Source organism: Flavobacterium sp. ZT3R18 (genome assembly GCF_007097385.1).
Classification (GTDB): domain Bacteria; phylum Bacteroidota; class Bacteroidia; order Flavobacteriales; family Flavobacteriaceae; genus Flavobacterium.
Genome location: NZ_VJZS01000007.1, coordinates 14,058 through 35,689 on the forward strand (window position 1 = coordinate 14,058; position 21,632 = coordinate 35,689).

16 protein-coding genes are annotated in these 21,632 nt (G+C 32.9%); 14 read left to right on the plus strand and 2 right to left on the minus strand.

Annotated features, from left to right (window positions below; genetic code table 11):
* Window positions 1-3 precede the first annotated feature (3 nt).
* Complete coding sequence (locus tag FNW52_RS09470) at window positions 4-2,103, minus strand: LTA synthase family protein (RefSeq protein WP_143377224.1); 2,100 nt, start codon at window positions 2,101-2,103, stop codon at window positions 4-6.
* A 501-nt stretch (window positions 2,104-2,604) separates the two neighbouring features.
* Here FNW52_RS09470 and FNW52_RS09475 point away from each other — a divergent pair.
* The 5 genes from FNW52_RS09475 (at window position 2,605) to FNW52_RS09495 (ending at window position 6,858) form a co-directional block, all read left to right on the plus strand.
* Window positions 2,605-3,375 (plus strand): phosphatase PAP2 family protein, encoded by a 771-nt coding sequence (locus tag FNW52_RS09475; RefSeq protein ID WP_143377225.1) that lies wholly within the window; start codon window positions 2,605-2,607, stop codon window positions 3,373-3,375.
* Between the two features lie 9 nt (window positions 3,376-3,384).
* Window positions 3,385-4,149, plus strand: a complete 765-nt coding sequence (locus FNW52_RS09480) for a hypothetical protein (protein ID WP_143377226.1) — start codon at window positions 3,385-3,387, stop codon at window positions 4,147-4,149.
* A gap of 6 nt (window positions 4,150-4,155) precedes the next feature.
* The gene (locus FNW52_RS09485) at window positions 4,156-4,824 is read left to right on the plus strand and encodes a response regulator transcription factor (protein ID WP_143377227.1); all 669 of its coding nucleotides are present in this window, start codon (window positions 4,156-4,158) and stop codon (window positions 4,822-4,824) included.
* A 4-nt stretch (window positions 4,825-4,828) separates the two neighbouring features.
* Window positions 4,829-6,205, plus strand: a complete 1,377-nt coding sequence (locus tag FNW52_RS09490; protein WP_143377228.1) for a HAMP domain-containing sensor histidine kinase — start codon at window positions 4,829-4,831, stop codon at window positions 6,203-6,205.
* A gap of 158 nt (window positions 6,206-6,363) precedes the next feature.
* Window positions 6,364-6,858, plus strand: a complete 495-nt coding sequence (locus FNW52_RS09495) for a hypothetical protein (protein WP_143377229.1) — start codon at window positions 6,364-6,366, stop codon at window positions 6,856-6,858.
* A gap of 238 nt (window positions 6,859-7,096) precedes the next feature.
* On the opposite strand, the gene FNW52_RS09500 is transcribed toward FNW52_RS09495, so the two are convergent.
* Window positions 7,097-8,641 carry a hypothetical protein gene (locus FNW52_RS09500; RefSeq protein WP_143377230.1) on the minus strand — a complete coding sequence of 515 codons (1,545 nt, stop codon included), beginning with the start codon at window positions 8,639-8,641 and terminating at the stop codon, window positions 7,097-7,099.
* A 154-nt stretch (window positions 8,642-8,795) separates the two neighbouring features.
* Here FNW52_RS09500 and FNW52_RS09505 point away from each other — a divergent pair, with 154 nt between their 5' ends.
* The 9 genes from FNW52_RS09505 to FNW52_RS09545 all read left to right on the plus strand — a co-directional run bounded on the left by FNW52_RS09505 (window position 8,796) and on the right by FNW52_RS09545 (window position 21,523).
* Window positions 8,796-9,962 carry a 2-isopropylmalate synthase gene (locus tag FNW52_RS09505; RefSeq protein ID WP_143377231.1) on the plus strand — a complete coding sequence of 389 codons (1,167 nt, stop codon included), beginning with the start codon at window positions 8,796-8,798 and terminating at the stop codon, window positions 9,960-9,962.
* A gap of 165 nt (window positions 9,963-10,127) precedes the next feature.
* Window positions 10,128-11,243: a 3-isopropylmalate dehydrogenase gene (gene leuB, locus FNW52_RS09510; RefSeq protein WP_143377232.1), complete on the plus strand. Its 1,116-nt coding sequence runs from the start codon at window positions 10,128-10,130 to the stop codon at window positions 11,241-11,243.
* Window positions 11,244-11,519: 276 nt separating this feature from the next.
* Window positions 11,520-13,193, plus strand: coding sequence for a dihydroxy-acid dehydratase (ilvD, locus tag FNW52_RS09515; RefSeq protein WP_143377233.1), 1,674 nt, complete (start codon window positions 11,520-11,522; stop codon window positions 13,191-13,193).
* 142 nt (window positions 13,194-13,335) lie between these two features.
* Complete coding sequence (gene ilvB, locus FNW52_RS09520; RefSeq protein ID WP_143377234.1) at window positions 13,336-15,033, plus strand: biosynthetic-type acetolactate synthase large subunit; 1,698 nt, start codon at window positions 13,336-13,338, stop codon at window positions 15,031-15,033.
* Between the two features lie 109 nt (window positions 15,034-15,142).
* Window positions 15,143-15,664 (plus strand): acetolactate synthase small subunit, encoded by a 522-nt coding sequence (ilvN, locus tag FNW52_RS09525; RefSeq protein WP_143377235.1) that lies wholly within the window; start codon window positions 15,143-15,145, stop codon window positions 15,662-15,664.
* 82 nt (window positions 15,665-15,746) lie between these two features.
* Complete coding sequence (gene ilvC / locus FNW52_RS09530) at window positions 15,747-17,216, plus strand: ketol-acid reductoisomerase (protein WP_143377236.1); 1,470 nt, start codon at window positions 15,747-15,749, stop codon at window positions 17,214-17,216.
* Window positions 17,217-17,605: 389 nt separating this feature from the next.
* Window positions 17,606-19,516: an acetate--CoA ligase gene (gene acs / locus FNW52_RS09535; RefSeq protein WP_143377237.1), complete on the plus strand. Its 1,911-nt coding sequence runs from the start codon at window positions 17,606-17,608 to the stop codon at window positions 19,514-19,516.
* A gap of 105 nt (window positions 19,517-19,621) precedes the next feature.
* Window positions 19,622-20,752 (plus strand): NAD(P)/FAD-dependent oxidoreductase, encoded by a 1,131-nt coding sequence (locus FNW52_RS09540; RefSeq protein ID WP_143377238.1) that lies wholly within the window; start codon window positions 19,622-19,624, stop codon window positions 20,750-20,752.
* Between the two features lie 51 nt (window positions 20,753-20,803).
* Window positions 20,804-21,523: a methyltransferase domain-containing protein gene (locus FNW52_RS09545; protein ID WP_143377239.1), complete on the plus strand. Its 720-nt coding sequence runs from the start codon at window positions 20,804-20,806 to the stop codon at window positions 21,521-21,523.
* Window positions 21,524-21,632 lie beyond the last annotated feature (109 nt).

A 21,632-nucleotide genomic window follows, 5' to 3' on the forward strand; every position in this document is an offset into this window, starting at 1 on the left:
GTTTTACTTCAATCGTTGGTATTTCTTCTTCTTCAATATATCCGAAGCTGTTTGGTAATACGATATTGTTTCGTTGACAAGATCAGTTCTTTCTTTACTCAACGGAACTTGGTCGTAATAGATTTGGAATTCAGGTGCTACTTTTTGATCTGGTTTTAAAGTCAATTGAAACTGTTTTACGGCTTGTTTTGGAGAAATAATCGTTAGAACATTATCTTTTATTAATCCCAAATCCTGATAAGTTGCGATTAATGCCCTTGGTTTATAATCGGATTTCAAAACATCTTGTCCGTAAAATTTACTTTGGTAATTGAAATGCAACAAACCAAAGAGCGTTGGCATAATGTCTATTTGCGACATTACATTCGGATATTTTTGAGGCTGAATAAAGCCCGGACTATAAATCATGGCTGGAATTCTATATTTATCTACGGGAAGTTCTGTTTTACCAGCACTCGAAGCACAATGGTCGGCAAGAATTACAAATACGGTATTTTTGTACCAAGGTTGTTTGCTAGCCATTTCAAAGAATTTCTTCAAAGCATAATCAGTATATTTTACACCACCGTCACGAGATTTGGCATCGCCAGGAATATCAATTTTGTTGTTCGGATACGTAAAAGGGCGATGGTTACTCACAGTCATCCAATGATTAAAGAAGGGTTTGCCTGTCTTGGCTTCGGTATTCATAACCTTTATCGCTTTATTGGCCATGTCTTCGTCACAAACGCCCCAAATATTGGCAAACGTAACTTCTTCTGGAGCAAATGATTTTTTATCGACAATACCATAGCCATTCCCTATGAAAAAGTCTTCCATATTATCAAAAAAGGCATCTCCACCATAAAGAAACTTCACATTGTACCCTTTTTGTTTAAAAATTGATCCTGTAGAAAATTTGTCTTTATTGTCTTTTCGTTTTACTACACTTTCTCCAGCAGTAGGAGGAAAACAAAGGGTTACAGCTTCGAGACCACGAACGGTTCTATTGCCAACAGCATACAAATTGGTAAACAACAAACTTTTTTGAGCAAGATCGTCAAGGAAAGGAGTGATGTTTTGATCGTTGCCATACGCTTTCATAAAATCGGCACTGTAACTTTCAATGGTAATTAAAACCACATTTTTAGGAGTTTCAGCAGTGTCACTTTTGATTTGTCTTAAAGTTGATACGCCAGAAATAGAAGGGATTTGTTTCCCTAATAATGCAAAAGCTTCTTTTTCGGGTAGCGTTTTATAAAATTTGAAATAATCTAATTCACTGTTCATAAAGGCCAGATAGAAACGATATATTCCGTTGGCTTGCAATTCATTGGCAAAAACATTTTGTGAGTTTTCTTTTTTGGCTAAAAAAGGAATTGCCAATACCGAAATACCAAATAAAGTCAAATAAATACCCGATAGTTTTAATTTATTGGTAAAGGTTGGAATCGCATCAATATAGTTTCTGGTTCTTTTGACAATAAAATAAGTGACAATCCCAGCGATTAGAAACAATCCCGAAAACAAAGGAATTACGGGGTAGGATTCCATAATATTTCCGATTACTTCATTGGTGTAAACCAAATAATTCACCGCTATGAAATTGTATTTAACGCCAAATTCATTCCAGAAGAAATATTCGCTAATTCCGTTTTGAAGGATCAATACAACATATAGAAACATCACAAAAGTGAACAACCAAAATCTGATTTGGCTTCTGTATTTTGGCAAAAATAACAATAAACCAAAAAGCAAAGTTTTGATACCAACGAAAATCATTCCTATTTTTGGTAAGGCTCCACCGTATTCATTTAGAATGGTTTTGCCAGATGCTATATAAAGTAATAGTGCCACTAACAGCCCAAAAATGATGTAGCCATAGGGTTTGTAGTATTTTGAGTTGGATATAAAAATAAGGTACAGCCATAAGAATCCAGTGGCTATCACAAATACAAATGCGTCCGAAACTAATCCCATTAGAAAAATTTTCATTGTATCAATAAAAACAAAAGAAGTCTGTGTTATGGGATGAAATACCAAAACTATTCGCAAAACGAAACTTACAATGATGTAGAACAGAGCTAGGTTATAAAAAGGAGAAAACTTTTTTAGAAGATTCATAAAGTGTTGTTTTTTTGCAAAAATACATAAAATGAATCTAGAATGGTGTTTAAGTAACAACGATTTGATTCTTAAATTTGACTTAAGAAGTTTTTGTTATCGTACTATGAGCTATTATTTTGATTTAAGTTTGTAAAGTATTTATGCTGACATTTGAAATTTGTAAAGGAATACAATCATTACGTTTAGGAGTAAAGGCTTAGAATCTGATTTAATATTTTTTAGTTTTAATTTACATTCCAATAAGTTGGGTTTCTAGTTTAAATAGTATCTATTGTTACTATTCAGCCTACACCAAATTAACGTAGGATTAAAAAAAAAACAGACACGAATTACACAAATTTGCACAAATTGCATTGTGTTTTTTTTTGTGAAATTAGATTCAATTTTGATCCTGAATTCTTGTTAATTCGTGAATCCCGATAACCATCGGGACGTGTAAATTTTTTGTTAGGCCGAATAGTTACCATCTATTTAATGTTCAAATAATTATCTAATATTATGTTGCAAAAAAGTATAAAAAAAACAAAAACTATATTTTTCTTTTTAATAATTCCACTTATACTATTTGGTCATGAAAACAATATAAATGATAGTATAAAAAAAAGTAATAGTAATTTAAAATATAGTCCAAAACAATTAATAATTCCTGCTGCATTAATTACGTATAGTATTATTGCGATTGAAAGTGATTATCTGAAATATATAAACTCCGAAATTAAAGACGAAATAAATGAAAGCATTGATGAAAAGTTTACAGTAGATGATTTTTCACAATATGCACCAGCATTGGCAGTTTATGGGTTAAATAATATTGGGATAAAAGGTAAAAATGATTTAAAAGATAGAACTATAATTCTAGGAACTTCATTTCTAATAATGTCTGGTTTAGTACTTAGTTTAAAATCAATAACCAAAATAGAGAGACCTGACGGAAGCTCAAATAACTCTTTTCCATCAGGACATACAGCAACTGCATTTGCAGGAGCAGAATTTTTGTGGCAAGAATATAAGGATGTTAGTATTTGGTATGGAATTTCGGGTTATGTAGTAGCAACTGGAACAGGTTTTTTTAGAATTTATAATGATCGACATTGGTTTACTGATGTGGTTATGGGAGCTGGAATTGGGATTTTAAGTACTAAAATAGCCTATTGGATTTTTCCTTCTGTTGAGAGTAAAATTTTTAAATCAAAGAAAAATTCGACTATGGTAACCCCTTTTTATAATGGAAAACAAATGGGATTAGGTTTAATTTTAAACCTAAAATAAGTATACTAAATGAAAAAATCACCCGAAATAAATGTTTTTTATTGGGCTTTAATTATAAGTGCAAATACAATGGGGGAAACGGCTGGCGACCTAATTTCCCAAACATTTAATTTAGGCTACGGAGGTGGAACTATTGCTTTAATTTCAATATTCATGCTAGCTTTAATTTTTGCACTATTTTCAAAAAATCAACCTGTTTTTTTGTACTGGATAGTTATAACTTTGGCAAGTACAACGGGAACAACAATTTCGGACTATATTACAAGAACTTTAAGTTTAGGATATATACATGGAACAATCGTTCTTGTTTTTTTACTCGCATTAACTTTTGTAATTTGGCGTTTATTTTCTAAATCAAGTTTAATACAGAATGGTTTCAGTAAAGCAACCGAATTTCTATATTGGATTGCATTTCTAACTTCAAGTATATTAGGAACTGCATTTGGGGATTTATTAGCTCATGAAACTTCGCTTGGTTTTGGTGGAGGAACAGTATTATTATTTATTTTATTATTAATTACAGTACTGATAGCGTTTTTCACTAAAATATCAAGAGAAATTTGTTATTGGTCAGCCATTATTTTAACACATCCAATTGGTGCGACAATTGGAGATTATTTAACAAAACATGAAGGATTAAATTTAGGAAATAGTAATGCAAGTTTAGTTTTGGTTCTTGTTTTTTTAATTGTGATAATAACAGGTAAATTAATGATAATTAAAAAAAAGCACTTACTAACAAGTAAAAGACTATCATCATTTTTAACACAATAAATCAAAATGAAAATTCTAATTGTTGAAGACGAAATAGGAATTACCAATTTTCTAAAACAAGGCTTAGAAGAGGAAGGGCATGAAGTAGTGGTTGCCTATGACGGAAAATCGGGACTTGAAATAGCATTAAAACAACAAGTGGATATTATCCTTTTGGATTGGATTATGCCTCAAATGCTAGGGATTGATGTTTGTAAAGAAATCAGAAAAGTAGATTCGAAAACGCCTATTTTATTTTTGACGGCCAAAGACACTATTCAGGAAACTATTGAAGGTTTGAAGGCTGGTGCCAATGATTACATCAAGAAACCCTTCAGTTTTGATGAATTGGTAGAGCGTATTAAAATCCATTTTCGCAACGAAAACAGAGATGATATTCTAACTCTCGGGAATATTAAAATTATTCCGTCCAAACATCAAGTTTTATCCATGAATCAAGAAGTTTCGCTTACACAAAGAGAGTATGAGCTGCTTCTTTATTTGATGAAAAATAAAGGAAAAGTGTGTACTCGCAACCAGATTATCAATGATGTTTGGGATATTCATTTTGAATATGACACAGGTGTAATTGATGTTTTTATGAATGCCATTCGGAAGAAACTTAACCTTAACAAGGAGGAGGATCTCATAAAAACCATTCGAGGTGTTGGATATATTGCAAATGATATAAATTAATTATATGTTTTTATTTTCCTATAAAAATAGAATTGCTTTCAACTATATTCTCAGTACAGCACTATTGATATCAGCAGTGTTTTGTGCTATTTATAAAATTACTTCATATAGCATCAATAACCATATCAATGAGGATATTTTAGAAGAGTCAAGAGAATATCAAGAGGAGATTGAAATTGACAGTAATAATACTTATTTGATTCAAGTCAATGAATGGAGTAAAAGAGATAATAATAGCGTAAATGTAAATCCTGTTTTTGTTCAGTTTTTAGATAATAACAATAAATTAATTGATAAGTCTCCCAATCTTAAAGGATTTCAACTTCAATTGTTCAAAGAGAATAAAGACAATCAATTTGTAGATACCTTTTTCAATAAAAAACCTATTAGACAAATTCAAATTCCGCTTTTTGATAAAGATAATAAAGTAGGCTATCTTCTTATAGCAATGTCACTAGATGAGGCTACTCTAATATTGACAAATCTTAGAAATACACTTTTAGTTGCTTTTCCATTAATACTCATACTCTTGTTTTTTATTGCCAGACTCATAGCAGGACGTAGTATAAAACCAGTAACACTAATTACGGAGACTTCAAGTAGAATAACTAAAGATAATCTTAAAGACAGAATAATTTTACCTCAAAATAAAGACGAATTATTTGTGCTTTCAAAAACAATTAATGATTTGTTGGATCGGATCGAAAATGCAGTTGAGAGAGAAAAACAATTTACCTCCGATGCCTCCCATGAATTAAGAACTCCTTTGACAGTATTGAAAGGAACTCTTGAGGTTTTAATTAGGAAACCAAGAAATCAAGCCGAATACGAAGAGAAAATTAATTTCAGTATTTCCGAAGTAAATCGTTTGAATAATTTAGTCGATCAGTTGCTGTTATTAGCACGATTTGAAAATCAGAAACAAAGTTTACGAATAGAAAAGGTCTATTTAAATGCCATAATTCTGGATGTCTTGACATTATATTCGAATAAAATTAACGATAAAAAAATAGAGATTTCATATGATTTTTCTAAAGATTATTTTATTAAATCGGATAATTATTTGGTTTCTATAATTATTAGTAATGTGATTTCAAATGCTATAAAATATTCCAATCAAAACGGGAAAATTTCAATTAATCTTTCTAAAAAAGATTCAAAAACCATTTGTTCGATATCGGATAATGGTATTGGCATTGCCAAAGAAAATTTAGATAAGGTTCTCAATCCTTTTTACAGATCAAATCCAACACTTCATCCAGAAATTAAAGGATCAGGCTTAGGGCTTTCTATTGTAGAGCGAATCACACAATTACTCAATATTGAATTTAAAATTGAAAGCGAAGTAAATAAAGGAACACAAATCTTTTTTAAATTTTAAAAGTCTATTTTTAATTTGTCACCATCTCTCAGGCTGTTATGAAATTAAGCAGTCTCTAATAATTAAGCCGATATTATTGATTTATAATCGTTAATATCAATCAATTGTAATACATTTAGAATACGTAAAAATCATTAATCATTAAATCAAATTAAGTTATGAACGACGCACATTTACACATGGTAGTAAACCATTTTCCAATTATTGGAACCATTTTTGGATTTGGTATTTTAATCGTTGGACTGGTTTTAAAAAACAAAACGCTGCTGAACACCTCTTATGTACTCTTTATAGTTGCGGCTATTTTTGGAGCAATTAGCATGGGGACGGGAGAAGGAGCAGAGGAACTGGTTGAAGATATGCCAAATATAGGGAAACAAATTATCCATGAACATGAAGAATTAGCCGAAAAATTAGCTGTATTGCTTTATGTTTTGGGCGGTTTATCTCTTGCAGGATTGTATTTTAACTTTAAAAATAATTCAAAAGCTAAACTATTTTCCTTTTTGATACTTGGTATTACAACCGCTGGATTATTTTTAGTGCAAAAAGTAGGAACCTCTGGCGGAGAAATTCGTCATACCGAGATTAGAGCCAATGCCAATACATTGATTAGTGGGTCTGAAAAACAATCGGAAGAACATGAAGATTAGGTTTCGGTTTTAGTCATTCTAGGTAACTTAATGTGATAAAATATTGCTTTATCAGCATTTTGCCATAGCCCACGGTTTTAACCGTGGGTAACGTATCGCTGAACATATTTTAGAGATTGTATATTCTCCAAGATATTGTCTCCAACGGTTGAAACCGTGGGCTATGATTTTATGAAATTTCACATCTTAAGGGAAATGAATAGCTGTGGTGCTCAATGGTTGGATTAAAAAAAAGAAATCATCTGTTGCTCAACTTCGCCTTTTCCTTTATAATGTCACTTATTTTTCTATTCTCTATTTTGCTTTCTAGCCAAGAAATAATATCAAGATATAGGAAAGCTCTTTTCTCGTAGGTGTTTTTCTCTAATTCAATAAAACGTTCTCTCATTTTTATGAATTCTTTTTTGATGTCACTTGGATACAAAGTACTAAGGTTTTTAAGAAAACGAATGATCTCTTTTTGAACCTCATGCAAATCATTCATTTTGAGCAAAAATTTATAGGTGTTTTTGAGTTGGTTCTCTAAGTAATAATCCTTCCCCAATTCATAATGTACAATTAAACATAAAAGCCTTGCAAAACACATCAAATCTTCCCGCATAGAAAGATTTTTATTGTTGATGATTTTTTCTAAATAAAAGATGGATTCATTATATTTTTCATTGCCAAAGTAAATACAGGCAATTTTGTAATAAAACATCATTTCGTGATGTTCATCCAAGTGCTCATTGTGAATTTTTATTTTATTTAAAATTTCGGGAATTAGGTATTCGCTTTCCGCAAAAGTCCCTTCTAGTATATGATAGTTTAATTTGTTATTGTACAAATAAAGAAAAGACAACGAAGCAATGTTATCATTTACGGGGAAACGAGGATCATTGATGGTTTCTTCCAACAATTCCAAATACTTTTTGAAATTCGACTTGTATCTAAGCATGAATAAAGACTCTAATAAATAGTGATTCCCTTTTAAGAAGAAAACAGGATTTAGAAAAATCATATTTTTATTGTCATAAAACAGTGTTACCCATTTATAGGAATATTTATAACAGGAAAGAAAGTCTTGAACTAGGAAGCTTCTCCAAAGATTGGCATTGTAAAACCAATATTTCTCTCTAAACTCGAATTTGGATTGGTCTAAACGCGCGATATGCTTATTGAAATAATCATCAATATATTTGTACTCTTCATCGCTTTTTACATATCCTGTTTTTAGCATAATACCATACAATTGCAGGGATAAATTCGATAATTTACTCGAAATCGTATTGCGATAGTTTAATTCTTTGGCTTGAATAACCAATTCATCTGCCCGTCCTTGGATACTTCTGGTGATGTATTGTGATTCTATTAATTTTTCAAATTCAACAATTTCAAAAGCCATGTATTTTTCATCATTCTCTAAGGCTTGTTGTTTTGTTTTATCCAATATCTTTAAACTTTGTCTGTACAACCCTTTGTTGTATAAAATAGTTGCAAAGTCAATCTGTTCCCTTAGCTGATAGCGAATGTTCTGACTTGGTATATTCAACCGAATGCTTACCAGAATTTGTTTGTACAAATACGATTTCAGATTGGATAATTGTACTTTTTTTATGAGTCCGTTTTTTAAAATAAGTTTCTCGTCATAGTTTTCAGATTTATCCAAAATATTAAATAACTCGATAAACTTTGTATTCGAACTGGTTTCCAATCGACTTGCAAATATCTTAAATTGTCTTTTTTCTGATTTGGACAACGATTTAATTAAAACAAATAAAAAATCTTTTTGTGGGTTAGCCATTGTATTATATACAGGTTTAAAATACTGGTAATCAGTAGTTTACGTTGTTATTTTTTGCTTTATAAGTAGTATATTCCATCAAAACAGGTTTAGTTTTGGTGAAATGAAATCTATTTTTGTTTATGAGATGTGAAATTACATTAAATAAATTAAAATGAATAGAGAGAAAGTCCAAATTTTTGACACCACTTTAAGAGACGGAGAACAAGTCCCAGGATGTAAATTAGATACCAACCAAAAACTTGTTATAGCCAATCGTCTAGACGAAATGGGTGTAGATATTATTGAAGCTGGTTTCCCTGTTTCGAGTCCAGGTGATTTTTTGTCTGTTACTGAAATAGCAAAAATCGTAAAAAACGCAACTGTTTGTGGACTTACCAGAGCAGTTAAGAATGATATAGATGTTGCGGCTGCGGCTTTAAAAAATGCTGTTAGACCTCGTATACACACAGGAATTGGAACATCCGACTCCCATATAATACACAAACTGCAAACCACTCGTGAAGATGTAATTGCTAGAGCAAAATACGCTGTTTCCCATGCAAAATCGTATGTTGAAGATGTAGAGTTTTATGCGGAAGATGCTGGTAGAACCGACAATGCATTTTTGGCAAAAGTATGTGAAGAAGTGATTAAATCGGGTGCTACAGTTCTTAATATACCGGATACTACTGGATATTGTTTGCCAGAAGAATATGGTGCCAAAATTAAATATTTAAAGGAAAACGTAAAAGGAATTGAAAACGTAATTCTTTCTTGTCATTGTCATAATGATTTGGGAATGGCAACTGCTAATTCAATTGCTGGAGCCGTAAACGGAGCGAGACAAATAGAATGTACCATTAATGGAATAGGAGAGAGAGCCGGTAATACTGCTCTTGAAGAAGTAGTGATGATTTTTAAACAACATCCATACTTGAATTTATATACCGATATCGATAGCAAGCAATTGAACGAAATGAGTCGATTGGTTTCGGATAGTATGGGAATGATTGTGCAACCTAATAAAGCAATTGTTGGTGCCAATGCATTTGCACACAGTTCAGGAATTCATCAAGATGGGGTGATTAAAAATAGAGCTACTTATGAAATCATGGATCCTTTGGATGTTGGCGTCAATGAGTCTTCTATAATTTTAACAGCCAGAAGTGGTAGAGCAGCTTTGGCATACAGAGCCAAAAAAGTGGGATATGAATTGACAAAAGTACAGTTGGATATTGTATATATAGAATTTTTAAAATTTGCCGATATCAAAAAAGAAGTGCTAGATCATGATATTCATCAAATTATTGAAGCTTCTAAAATTGAAACCCTCATCTAAAAACAGTTTTCTTCCGATGAAATTAAAAAGAGTCCCGATAATTATCGGGATGACAACCAAAATTTAAATACTTTTTCGGAAGAGATGAACTAATTTATTTAGAGACGATTTTTAGTTAATCAGAAAATGTCATTGTGTTAAGTATAACAAATAAAAGTAGAAAATATGAACTTAAAAATAGCAGTACTTTCAGGAGATGGGATAGGTCCAGAGGTAACCTTACAGGCAAAGAAAGCTTTATATGCTATAAGTGTTGCGTATGACCATGAGTTTATTTTTGAAGATGCTTTAATTGGCGCTACAGCCATTGACAAAACTAGAAATCCTTTGCCAGAGCAAACTTTAAATCTTTGTTTGAATACCGATGCCGTTTTGTTTGGTGCCATTGGTAATCCAAAATACGATAATAATCCGGATGCGAAAGTACGTCCAGAACAAGGATTATTGAAACTTAGAAAAGAATTGGGGCTTTACGCTAATATCAGACCTATAAAACCTTTTAAAAATCTTCTGGATGCTTCTCCTATAAAAAGAGAAGTTATCGAAAATGTAGATTTTGTAATTTATAGAGAACTCACGGGAGGATCGTACTATGGTGAAAAAATAATAAACGAAGAAGGAACTTTCGCTTCGGATATATGTGAATATTCTGAAAACGAAATTAACCGTATCACGCACCAAGCATTCAAAGCAGCACAAATCAGAAGAAAAAAAGTAACATTAGTGGATAAAGCAAATGTTCTTGAGACTTCTAGATTGTGGAGAAAAGTAGTCAAAAAAATTGCACTGCAATACCCGGATGTTACATTAGAATGTCAGTATATTGATAATGTTGCCATGCAAATTATTACAGATCCTAAACAATATGATGTCATCTTGACCGAGAATTTATTTGGAGACATTCTTTCAGACGAAGCTTGTGCCATTATGGGATCTATTGGTTTAATGGCTTCTGCTTCAATAGGAAACAATAATGCACTTTTTGAGCCTATCCACGGATCGTATCCTCGAGCAAAAGGTAAAGATATTGCCAATCCTATTGCTTCAATCTTGTCTGCCGCAATGTTATTAGAGCATTTTGGACTAGAAAAAGAAGCTAAGAAAGTATATGAAGCTGTCGAAAAAGCGATTGAATATAAAGTAGTTACTATTGATTTAAATCCAGGTTCAAGATTTGGAACCAATGATGTTGGAGATTTTATTTCAAACGTGATATTAAGCAAAGATGATTTGTATTTTAAGAATGATAATGTCCAAATAGGGCAATCAACTATCGTTTAATAGGTAAAAATCATAAAACGTTGAATTATATCACTAAAAACGCTAAAATTGTTGAAGAAATGTTTTTTTATTGAATTTATTTTTATACTTTTGCAGAGTTAAAAAAAACAAGGAAATGAAATTCATTATCAATCTAACTTTAGTTTTAAGTGTCATTGTGATTATCACATATGAAAAGGGATTGGTATAAATATAAGTGAAAATATATTTAAAACCTCCCATAATTTTGGGAGGTTTTTTTTTAGATAAAAATTTAAATACACAAATTAACATAGAATGGAATTAAATAAATACAGCAAGACGATTACGCAAGATGAAACACAACCAGCAGCTCAAGCTATGTTGTACGGAATTGGTTTAACAGAAGAAGATCTGAAAAAAGCTCAAGTTGGAATTGTAAGTATGGGGTATGAAGGAAATACTTGTAATATGCACTTGAATGATCTTGCCAAAGATGTTAAAAAAGGAGTCTGGAATGCAGATCTTGTTGGGTTGATATTTAATACTATTGGTGTTAGTGACGGAATCTCAAACGGTACCGATGGGATGCGTTATTCATTAGTTTCCCGTGATGTTATTGCCGATTCCATTGAAACGGTTATGGGAGCGCAATGGTATGACGGATTAATTGCAATTCCAGGTTGTGATAAAAATATGCCAGGTTCTATAATTGCAATGGGAAGATTAAATCGTCCTGCAATAATGGTTTATGGAGGTTCAATCCATTCAGGACGTTGGAAAGATGAAAAATTAAATATTGTTTCGGCTTTTGAAGCATTAGGCAAAAAGTTTAGCAATACCATTACTCCTGATGATTTCAAGGGGGTTATAAAAAATGCTTGTCCGGGTGCGGGTGCTTGTGGTGGAATGTACACTGCAAACACGATGTCATCTGCTATTGAAGCTTTAGGGATGAGCTTGCCTTACAGCTCTTCTAATCCTGCTTTGAGTGACGAGAAAAAACAAGAATGTAGTGATGCAGGAAGCGCCATCAGAATATTATTAGAAAAAGATATTAAGCCAAGAGATATCATGACTCGTAAAGCATTTGAAAATGCTATTACAATGGTGGCAGTTCTTGGAGGTTCTACAAATGCGGTGATGCACTTAATTGCTATGGCTCATTCTGTTGATGTTGAAATTACTTTAGCCGATTTTCAAGCTATAAGTGACAAAACACCATTACTGGCCGATTTGAAACCAAGCGGAAAATACTTAATGGAAGATTTACATGAAGTTGGTGGAGTTCCAGCAGTAATGAAATATTTATTGAAAGTTGGATTGCTTCATGGAGATTGTTTGACTGTTACAGGAAAAACAATAGCCGAAAACTTAGCTGCTTTACCCGATTTAAATGATGGTCAAGATGTGATTCATGAAATTCATAAAGCCTTAAAATCAACTGGAAATATTCAAATTCTATATGGAAATATTGCTTCAGAAGGATGTGTAGCCAAAATCAGTGGAAACGAAGGCGAGTTTTTTGAAGGAACTGCCATTGTTTACGAAAACGAACACGATGTTATAACAGGCGTTAGAGGCGGAGAGGTAAAACCAGGAAACGTTGTCGTCATTAGATATTGTGGTCCTAAAGGCGGACCAGGAATGCCAGAAATGCTTAAACCAACATCGGCTATTATGGGAGCTGGTCTAGGAAAATCGGTTGCTTTGATTACTGACGGTAGATTTTCGGGAGGATCTCATGGTTTTGTAGTAGGACATGTTACTCCAGAAGCTTTTGATGGTGGCGGAATTGCGCTAGTTCAAAACGGAGATACAATAACAATTGATGCGGTTAAAAACACTATTGATTTAAAAATATCCGATACTGAATTTGCAGCAAGAAAAGCTAATTGGGTTCAACCTGAATTAAAAGCCAATAAAGGTGTTTTACTTAAATATATTAGATCTGTATCAAGCGCATCAACAGGATGTGTTACCGATAAGTAAGAATCAATAGCAATTTCAAAATTCAATGACAATTGCAATGACAATAAGAACCTAAATGATTTTTAATATTGCCATTGACATTGAAATTGCCATTGAAATTGACATAGAATTTTTAAAAAGGCAATTGCCAAAAAGATAAAAAATGAAAAATAATAAAATATCAGGAGCAGAAGCAGTTATCAGATGCTTATTGGCCGAAGGAGTTGACCTAGTTTATGGGTATCCCGGAGGAGCAATAATGCCTGTTTACGACGAATTATATAAATTTCAAGATCAATTGCATCACGTTTTGGTGCGCCACGAACAAGGAGCAACACACGCTGCACAAGGATACGCTAGAGCTACCGGAAAAGTTGGGGTTGCAATAGCTACTTCGGGACCTGGAGCAACCAATTTAGTCACTGGAATTGCCGATGCCCAAATTGATTCTACTCCAATGGTATGCATAACTGGACAAGTAGGAAAACATTTATTGGGATCGGATGCTTTTCAAGAAACAGATATTATTGGGATTTCGACTCCAGTAACCAAATGGAACTACCAAGTTACGGAGGCTCATGAAATTCCTGAAATTATAGCCAAAGCTTTTTTTATAGCAAGATCAGGACGTCCGGGACCGGTTTTGATTGATATTACTAAAAATGCTCAGTTTGACGAGTTGGATTTTAGTTATGAGAAATGCACTAGCATTAGAAGCTACACTCCAAGACCAACTTTAAATCTAGAAAAGGTAAAAGAAGCGGCGGATTTAATAAACAATGCCAAAAAGCCATATATTGTTTTCGGACAAGGAATTATTCTTGGTCAAGCCGAAGAGCAATTGAAAGCATTGGTAGAAAAATCTGGAATTCCTGCCGCTTGGACAATTTTAGGTCTTTCGGCATTGCCAACAGATCATCCTTTGAACGTTGGAATGTTAGGCATGCACGGAAATTATGGGCCAAATGTTTTGACCAATGAATGCGATATTTTAATTGCACTTGGAATGCGTTTTGATGACCGTGTAACTGGAAATCTGGCCACTTATGCGAAACAAGCGAAAGTCATACACTTTGAAATTGATCCAGCCGAAATAGATAAAAATGTCAAAACTACAGTAGCTGTTTTGGCAGATGTAAAAGAAGCATTAACGGCTTTGCTTCCTCTTATCGAAAGTAAAACACATGATTCTTGGCATAACGAATTCAAAGAGAAATATAAAATTGAATTAGAAGCGGTCATCAACGAGGAGTTGGCTCCAACCAACAATCGTGGAATTTCTATGGGAGAAACGATTGAAATGATCAATAAACATTCTAATGGAGATGCCATTATGGTTTCGGATGTGGGACAACACCAAATGTTTACGTGTCGCTATTCTAAATTCAATACAACCAAAAGTAACATTACTTCTGGCGGTTTAGGAACGATGGGGTTTGCTTTACCTGCTGCTATTGGTGCCAAAATGGGTATGCCAGATCGTGAAGTGGTTGCCATTATTGGCGATGGTGGTTTTCAAATGACAATTCAAGAATTGGGTACTATTTTCCAAACTAAAGTTCCAGTTAAAATTGTTGTGTTAAACAATGAATTCCTTGGAATGGTACGTCAATGGCAACAATTATTTTTTGATAAAAGATACGCTTCGACTGAAATGATTAATCCCAATTTTATAGCTATCGCTGAGGGATATTATATCAAATCAAAAAAAGTTACCAAACGCGAAGAGCTGGATGCTGCAGTAGCCGAGATGATGGCTTCCAAAGATTCTTATTTCCTAGAAGTAATGGTAGAGAAAGAAAATAATGTATTCCCAATGATTCCAACTGGAGCGTCAGTTTCAGATATAAGGTTGAATTAAAATAGTTTAAAGTTTAAGGTTTAAAGTTGTTTAATAAATGCAACAGGAGTAATTCAATGACGATTCTCAACTTTAAACGTTAAACAAAAGAAACTTTAAACAAAAAAAAATGGAAAATAAAATGTTCACTATTTCTGTTTATTCAGAAAATAACGTTGGCTTGCTAAACAGAATATCGGGTATATTCTTGAAACGCCACATCAATATTTTGAGTCTAAATGTTTCAGAATCTGAAATTGAAAATGTTTCGAAATTTATCATTGTTGTTAATACCACCGAAAAATGGGTGCATAACATTGTAGGTCAAATAGAAAAACAAATAGAAGTCATCAAAGCGTTTTATCATGTTGATGATGAGACTATCTTTTTAGAAAGTGCTTTATTCAAAATTGAATCCAGTCTACTTTTTGACGATAAACAAATTCAGAATATTATAAAAGAAAGTAAAGCTGAAATCGTTACGGTATCAAGAGAATTTTTTGTGATTTCAAAATCAGGAAAACGTTCAGAAATCGAAGAATTATACGCAAAATTAAAACCCTTTGGAATCATGCAATTTGTCCGTTCCGGAAGAATATCGGTTTCCAAAGAAAAAATGGAAATTTCAAGTATGTTGGAAGGGTTAAGATAACCGTCAATCGGCAAAATCTTAATTGACAGTTGAGAACAAATAAATAAAACAATAAATTACATATTCATTAAACATAAAAAAAATGGCAAATTATTTCAATACATTACCACTTAGATTACAATTAGAACAATTAGGCGTTTGCGAATTCATGGATCAAGCTGAATTTTCAAATGGAATTACTGCTTTGGCAGGAAAAAAAGTAGTCATTGTAGGTTGTGGAGCCCAAGGTTTGAATCAAGGTTTGAACATGAGAGATTCTGGATTAGATATTTCTTATGCTTTGCGTGCAGATGCAATTTCAGAAAAAAGAGCTTCTTTTAAAAATGCTACAGATAATGGTTTCAAAGTGGGAACTTATGAAGAATTAATTCCAACAGCTGATTTGGTTTGTAACCTTACGCCAGACAAACAACATACTGCTGTAGTTACCGCAATCATGCCATTGATGAAACAAGGAGCTACTTTGGCTTATTCTCATGGGTTTAATATTGTTGAAGAAGGAATGCAAATCCGTAAAGACTTAACGGTTATTATGTGTGCACCTAAATGCCCAGGATCTGAAGTGCGTGAGGAATACAAAAGAGGTTTTGGTGTGCCAACTCTTATTGCCGTTCATCCAGAAAATGATCCAAACGGAGCTGGATTAGAACAAGCAAAAGCGTACGCAGTTGCAACAGGAGGTCACAAAGCGGGAGTTTTAAAATCTTCATTTGTTGCCGAAGTAAAATCAGATTTAATGGGGGAGCAAACTATTCTTTGTGGAATGTTGCAAACGGGATCTATTTTATGTTTCGATAAAATGGTCGAAAAAGGTATCGAGCCAGGATATGCTTCAAAATTAATTCAATACGGATGGGAAACCATTACCGAAGCTTTGAAACATGGTGGTATCACTAATATGATGGATCGTCTTTCTAATCCTGCAAAAATTGAGGCTTATGAATTGGCAGATGAATTAAAAGACATCATGCGTCCGTTGTTTCAAAAGCACATGGATGATATTATCTCTGGGGAATTTTCAAAAAACATGATGATTGACTGGGCAAATGACGACATCAATCTTTTGACATGGAGAGCAGCAACAGCTGAAACTAATTTTGAAAAAACGGCTCCGACAACAGCTGAAATTTCAGAACAAGAATACTTTGACAATGGAGTATTAATGATTGCTATGGTAAAAGCTGGTGTAGAATTGGCTTTTGAAACCATGACAGAATCAGGAATTATTGAGGAATCAGCATACTACGAATCATTACATGAATTGCCTTTGATTGCCAATACGGTAGCAAGAAAAAAATTATATGAAATGAACAGAATCATTTCGGATACTGCGGAGTACGGTTGTTATTTGTTTGATCATGCTTGTAAACCATTATTGACTGAGTTCATGAAAACGGTTGAAACGAATATAATCGGAAAACCTTTTTCAACGTCAAATGGTGTAGATAATGCAGTATTAATTGCAGTAAACAGCACTATTCGTCAACATCCTATAGAAGAAGTGGGAGGTTGGTTGAGAGCATCAATGACCGCAATGAAAAAAATAGGATAATTAAAAAAGGAATTACCACACATGAGGGTGTGCTGGGATTTGCATGATATCATTAAGTTTAAAATTTTGAATTAGTAAGCATTTATTTATGATTGAAAAGGTATTAATGCATTTTACTTTCGCTTAACTTCCAACGAATTTGTAAGTTAAGTGAAGTAATCCCTAACTGTTAGAATAATAGAATTGTTGTTAATTATTGTTATTAAAAGGATATGGTATATTTCTATTGTATCCTTTTATTGTTTTTTATGCTTAAAAGAACTTGAATTTTTAAAGAAAAATCATAAAACGTGATGATAAATTACTTTTTGTGATTTTTTTTTAATATTTTAAAGTAATAGTTTTTAAAACGAGGGAGATTTAATACTTTTATAAAAAAAACGAAAAAAATGAGTTATTTTAAGATTGATAGTTTAGAGCAGTATTTTAAGCATTATAATAAATCAATACGTGAACCTCGAAAATTTTGGGGGAAAATTGCGGAGGAAAATTTCACTTGGTACCAATATTGGGATAAAGTTGTTGATTTTAATATGGCTGAAGCTGAAATAAAATGGTTTACTGAAGCAAAAGTAAATATTGTAAAAAACTGTATTGACAGGCATCTAGCTAAAAAAGGAGATAAAACTGCCATTATTTTCGAACCAAACGATCCATCTGAAGAAGCTTTACATATTAGTTACAATGAATTGTACGAACGTGTTTCAAAAATGGCGAATGTTTTGCGAGAGCAAGGGATAACCAAAGGAGACCGTGTTTGTATTTACTTACCAATGATTCCTGAATTGGCCGTTTCTGTTTTAGCATGTGCTCGAATTGGTGCGATACATTCTGTTGTTTTTGCAGGTTTTTCTGCTTCGGCAGTTGCTTCAAGGATCAATGATAGTGAATGTAAAATGGTTATTACTTCTGATGGAGGATACCGTGGAAATAAAACTATCGATTTAAAAGGAATTATTGATGACGCATTAGAAAGCTGTCCTTGCGTTACTTCTGTTTTGGTAACCAAAAGAACGAATGCTGAAATAAACATGAAAGCAGGTCGTGATCAATGGTTGCAACCTCTATTAGATAATGCAACCAGCAATTGCGTTGCTGAAATTATGGACGCCGAAGACCCTTTGTTTATATTGTACACTTCAGGATCTACAGGTAAACCAAAAGGAATGGTTCATACTACAGCGGGTTATATGGTGTACACAGCCTATACTTTTAAAAATGTCTTCAATTATGAAGAGAACGATATTTTTTGGTGTACTGCAGATATTGGTTGGATTACAGGACACTCTTATATTCTTTACGGACCATTATTGAATGGTGCAACAACAGTTATTTTTGAAGGAGTTCCATCTTACCCTGATTTTAGTCGTTTTTGGGAAACTATCGAGAAACATAAAGTAACTCAATTCTACACGGCTCCAACAGCAATACGTGCTTTGGCAAAAGAGAATTTATCGTATGTTCAAAAATTCCCATTAAAATCATTGAAAGTAATTGGATCTGTGGGAGAACCAATAAACGAAGAAGCTTGGCACTGGTACAATGACCACGTAGGAGGGAAGCGTTGCCCAGTAGTTGATACTTGGTGGCAAACCGAAACCGGCGGTATCATGATTGCTCCATTGGCATTTATCACACCAACAAAACCTACGTATGCTACATTACCTTTACCGGGAATTCAACCCGTTTTGATGGATGATAAACGCAATGAAATTGAAGGCAATCAAGTTGATGGTAGTTTATGTATCAAATTTCCTTGGCCTGGTATCGCCAGAACCATTTGGGGAGATCATCAAAGATATAAGGATACCTATTTCTCTGCTTTTCCGGGTAAATATTTTACTGGAGACGGAGCTTTACGCGACGAGGTTGGGTATTATAGGATTACCGGTCGAGTTGATGATGTAGTTATTGTTTCTGGTCACAATTTAGGTACAGCACCTATTGAAGATGCAATTAATGAGCATCCGGCTGTTGCAGAGTCTGCAATTGTTGGTTTTCCACATGATATTAAAGGAAATGCATTATACGGTTTTGTGATTTTGAAAGAATCTGGAGAATATAGAGATAGAGAAAATCTAAGTAATGAAATCAATCAACATGTGTCCGATCATATTGGACCGATTGCTAAACTAGATAAGATTCAGTTTGTTACTGGATTACCAAAAACAAGATCCGGAAAAATTATGCGTCGTATTTTACGCAAAATTGCCGAAGGAGATTATTCTAATTTTGGAGATATTACAACATTATTAAATCCAGAAATCGTGGAAGAAATCGTGAAAAGTAAAATAGAGTAAAAATGATTTAATTTTTTTTTTGAACTGCTTCAATTTTTTGAAGCAGTTTTTTTTGCTTTGATAAGTAAGTTTTGTTTTAAATAAATTGTCTAAATTAGCATTACTATGAAAAACAATTCGGCTATAACGATTATTGGTGGTGGTTTAGCAGGATTGACCGCCGCAATTCATTTGTCTAAAATGGGGTTGAAAGTTGTTTTGATAGAAAAAAATGAATATCCTAAACATAAAGTTTGCGGAGAATACATTTCAAATGAAGTCGTTCCTTATTTTAATTGGCTTGCTCTTAGTATTTCAGAACTAAATCCGACCACAATTACAAAATTGCATTTTTCAACAGTAAACGGAAAAAGTATTTATTGTGATCTGCCGCTTGGTGGTTTTGGAATAAGTCGGTTTGCTTTGGATGCCTTTTTATGTAAAAAAGCAATAGAAAACGGATGTGAAGTGATTCAGGAAAATGTCGAAAATGTCATTTTTGAGAACGATAATTTCACCATTACAACGTCGAATAATAGGATTTTAAATTCGGAGATTGTTATAGGAGCCTTTGGGAAAAGATCGACTATTGATTTAAAGTTAAATCGAAATTTTATTCTAAAAAAATCGCATTGGCTGGCGGTTAAAGCGCATTATTCAGGTGATTTTCCTAATGATTTAGTGGGTTTACATAATTTTGAAGGAGGGTATTGCGGGGTTTCAAAAGTAGAAAATAATGCCATAAATATTTGTTATCTTGCCAGTTATGAGACTTTTAAAAATTATAAAAATATAGACGAGTATCAAAATCAAGTAGTTCTCAAAAATCCGAATTTAGAATTAATTTTAAAAAATTCCAAACTGCTTTTCGATAAACCTTTAACAATTAGCCAAATATCTTTTGATAAAAAAGAAATGGTTGAAAATCATATCTTAATGATTGGAGATACGGCTGGCCTAATTCATCCTTTGTGTGGTAATGGAATGGCAATGGCAATTCACAGTGCTCAAATTGTCTCTCAATTAATCATCAAATACCATAATGGAGAAATAAAATCTCGTAACGAGTTGGAAAAAAAATATAGTAAAGAGTGGGATTCAAATTTTAAAGAAAGACTTAGAATGGGACGTTTTTTGGCTTTTTTGCTACAAAAAAAAGGACTATCTGCTGTTTTGATGAAAATATTGATTAAATTTCCTTCGTTAATGTCAATCATTATAAAACACACGCATGGAAAACCGATTCTGACGGAATGATTTCAATATCAATAGCAATATCAATAGCAATATCAATTTCAAAAAGCATTCATGTTTATAAATACCAAATATAGAACCGATAAGTCTGAAATTATGGACGATTTCGATTTGGAAGGAGATGTTTTGAGAGAAGCATTAAATAAAATTGCCAAAATAAATCAGTTTCTGGGAGGTAACCAACTCACTTTGCAAGGAGTGAAAAAATTGATTTCGAAATCATCACAATCAGATGAAATTACCATTGTAGATGTAGGGTGCGGAAATGGAGATATGTTGCGAAAGCTAGCAGATTATGGTGCTGAAAATAAATTAAATTTTCAATTAATAGGAGTAGATGCCAATAGATACACTATAGATTATGCACGAGAATTATCTATAAAGTATTCGAATATCAGGTATTGTTGTGAAGATATTTTAAGTAATTCTTTTAAAGAAATAAGATGCGATATAATGTTGTGTACCTTAACATTACATCATTTTAAAAATAAGGAAATACTAGATTTATTAACCGTTTTTAATCTAAATTCCAGATTGGGTATAGTTATAAATGATTTAGAACGAAGCGCAATTGCATATCGATTATTTCAAATCTTATGCTTGGTTTTTAAATTGGAAAGCATGCCTTGCAAAGATGGATTGACGTCTATTTTGAGAGGTTTTAAAAAACGAGAATTAGTTCAGTTTTCAGAAATGTTAAATTTTAGCAACTATAAGATTCAATGGAAATGGGCTTTTCGCTATCAGTGGATTATTGAAAAGGGTACAGTTTAAGAAAAGTTGTTTTTATTGAAACCGCCATGAAGAAATTTTCTTCCTACTAAAATGAAAAGCGGTTCCTGACAACCAAATTTTAAATATTTTTTAGGAAGAAATAAAATCA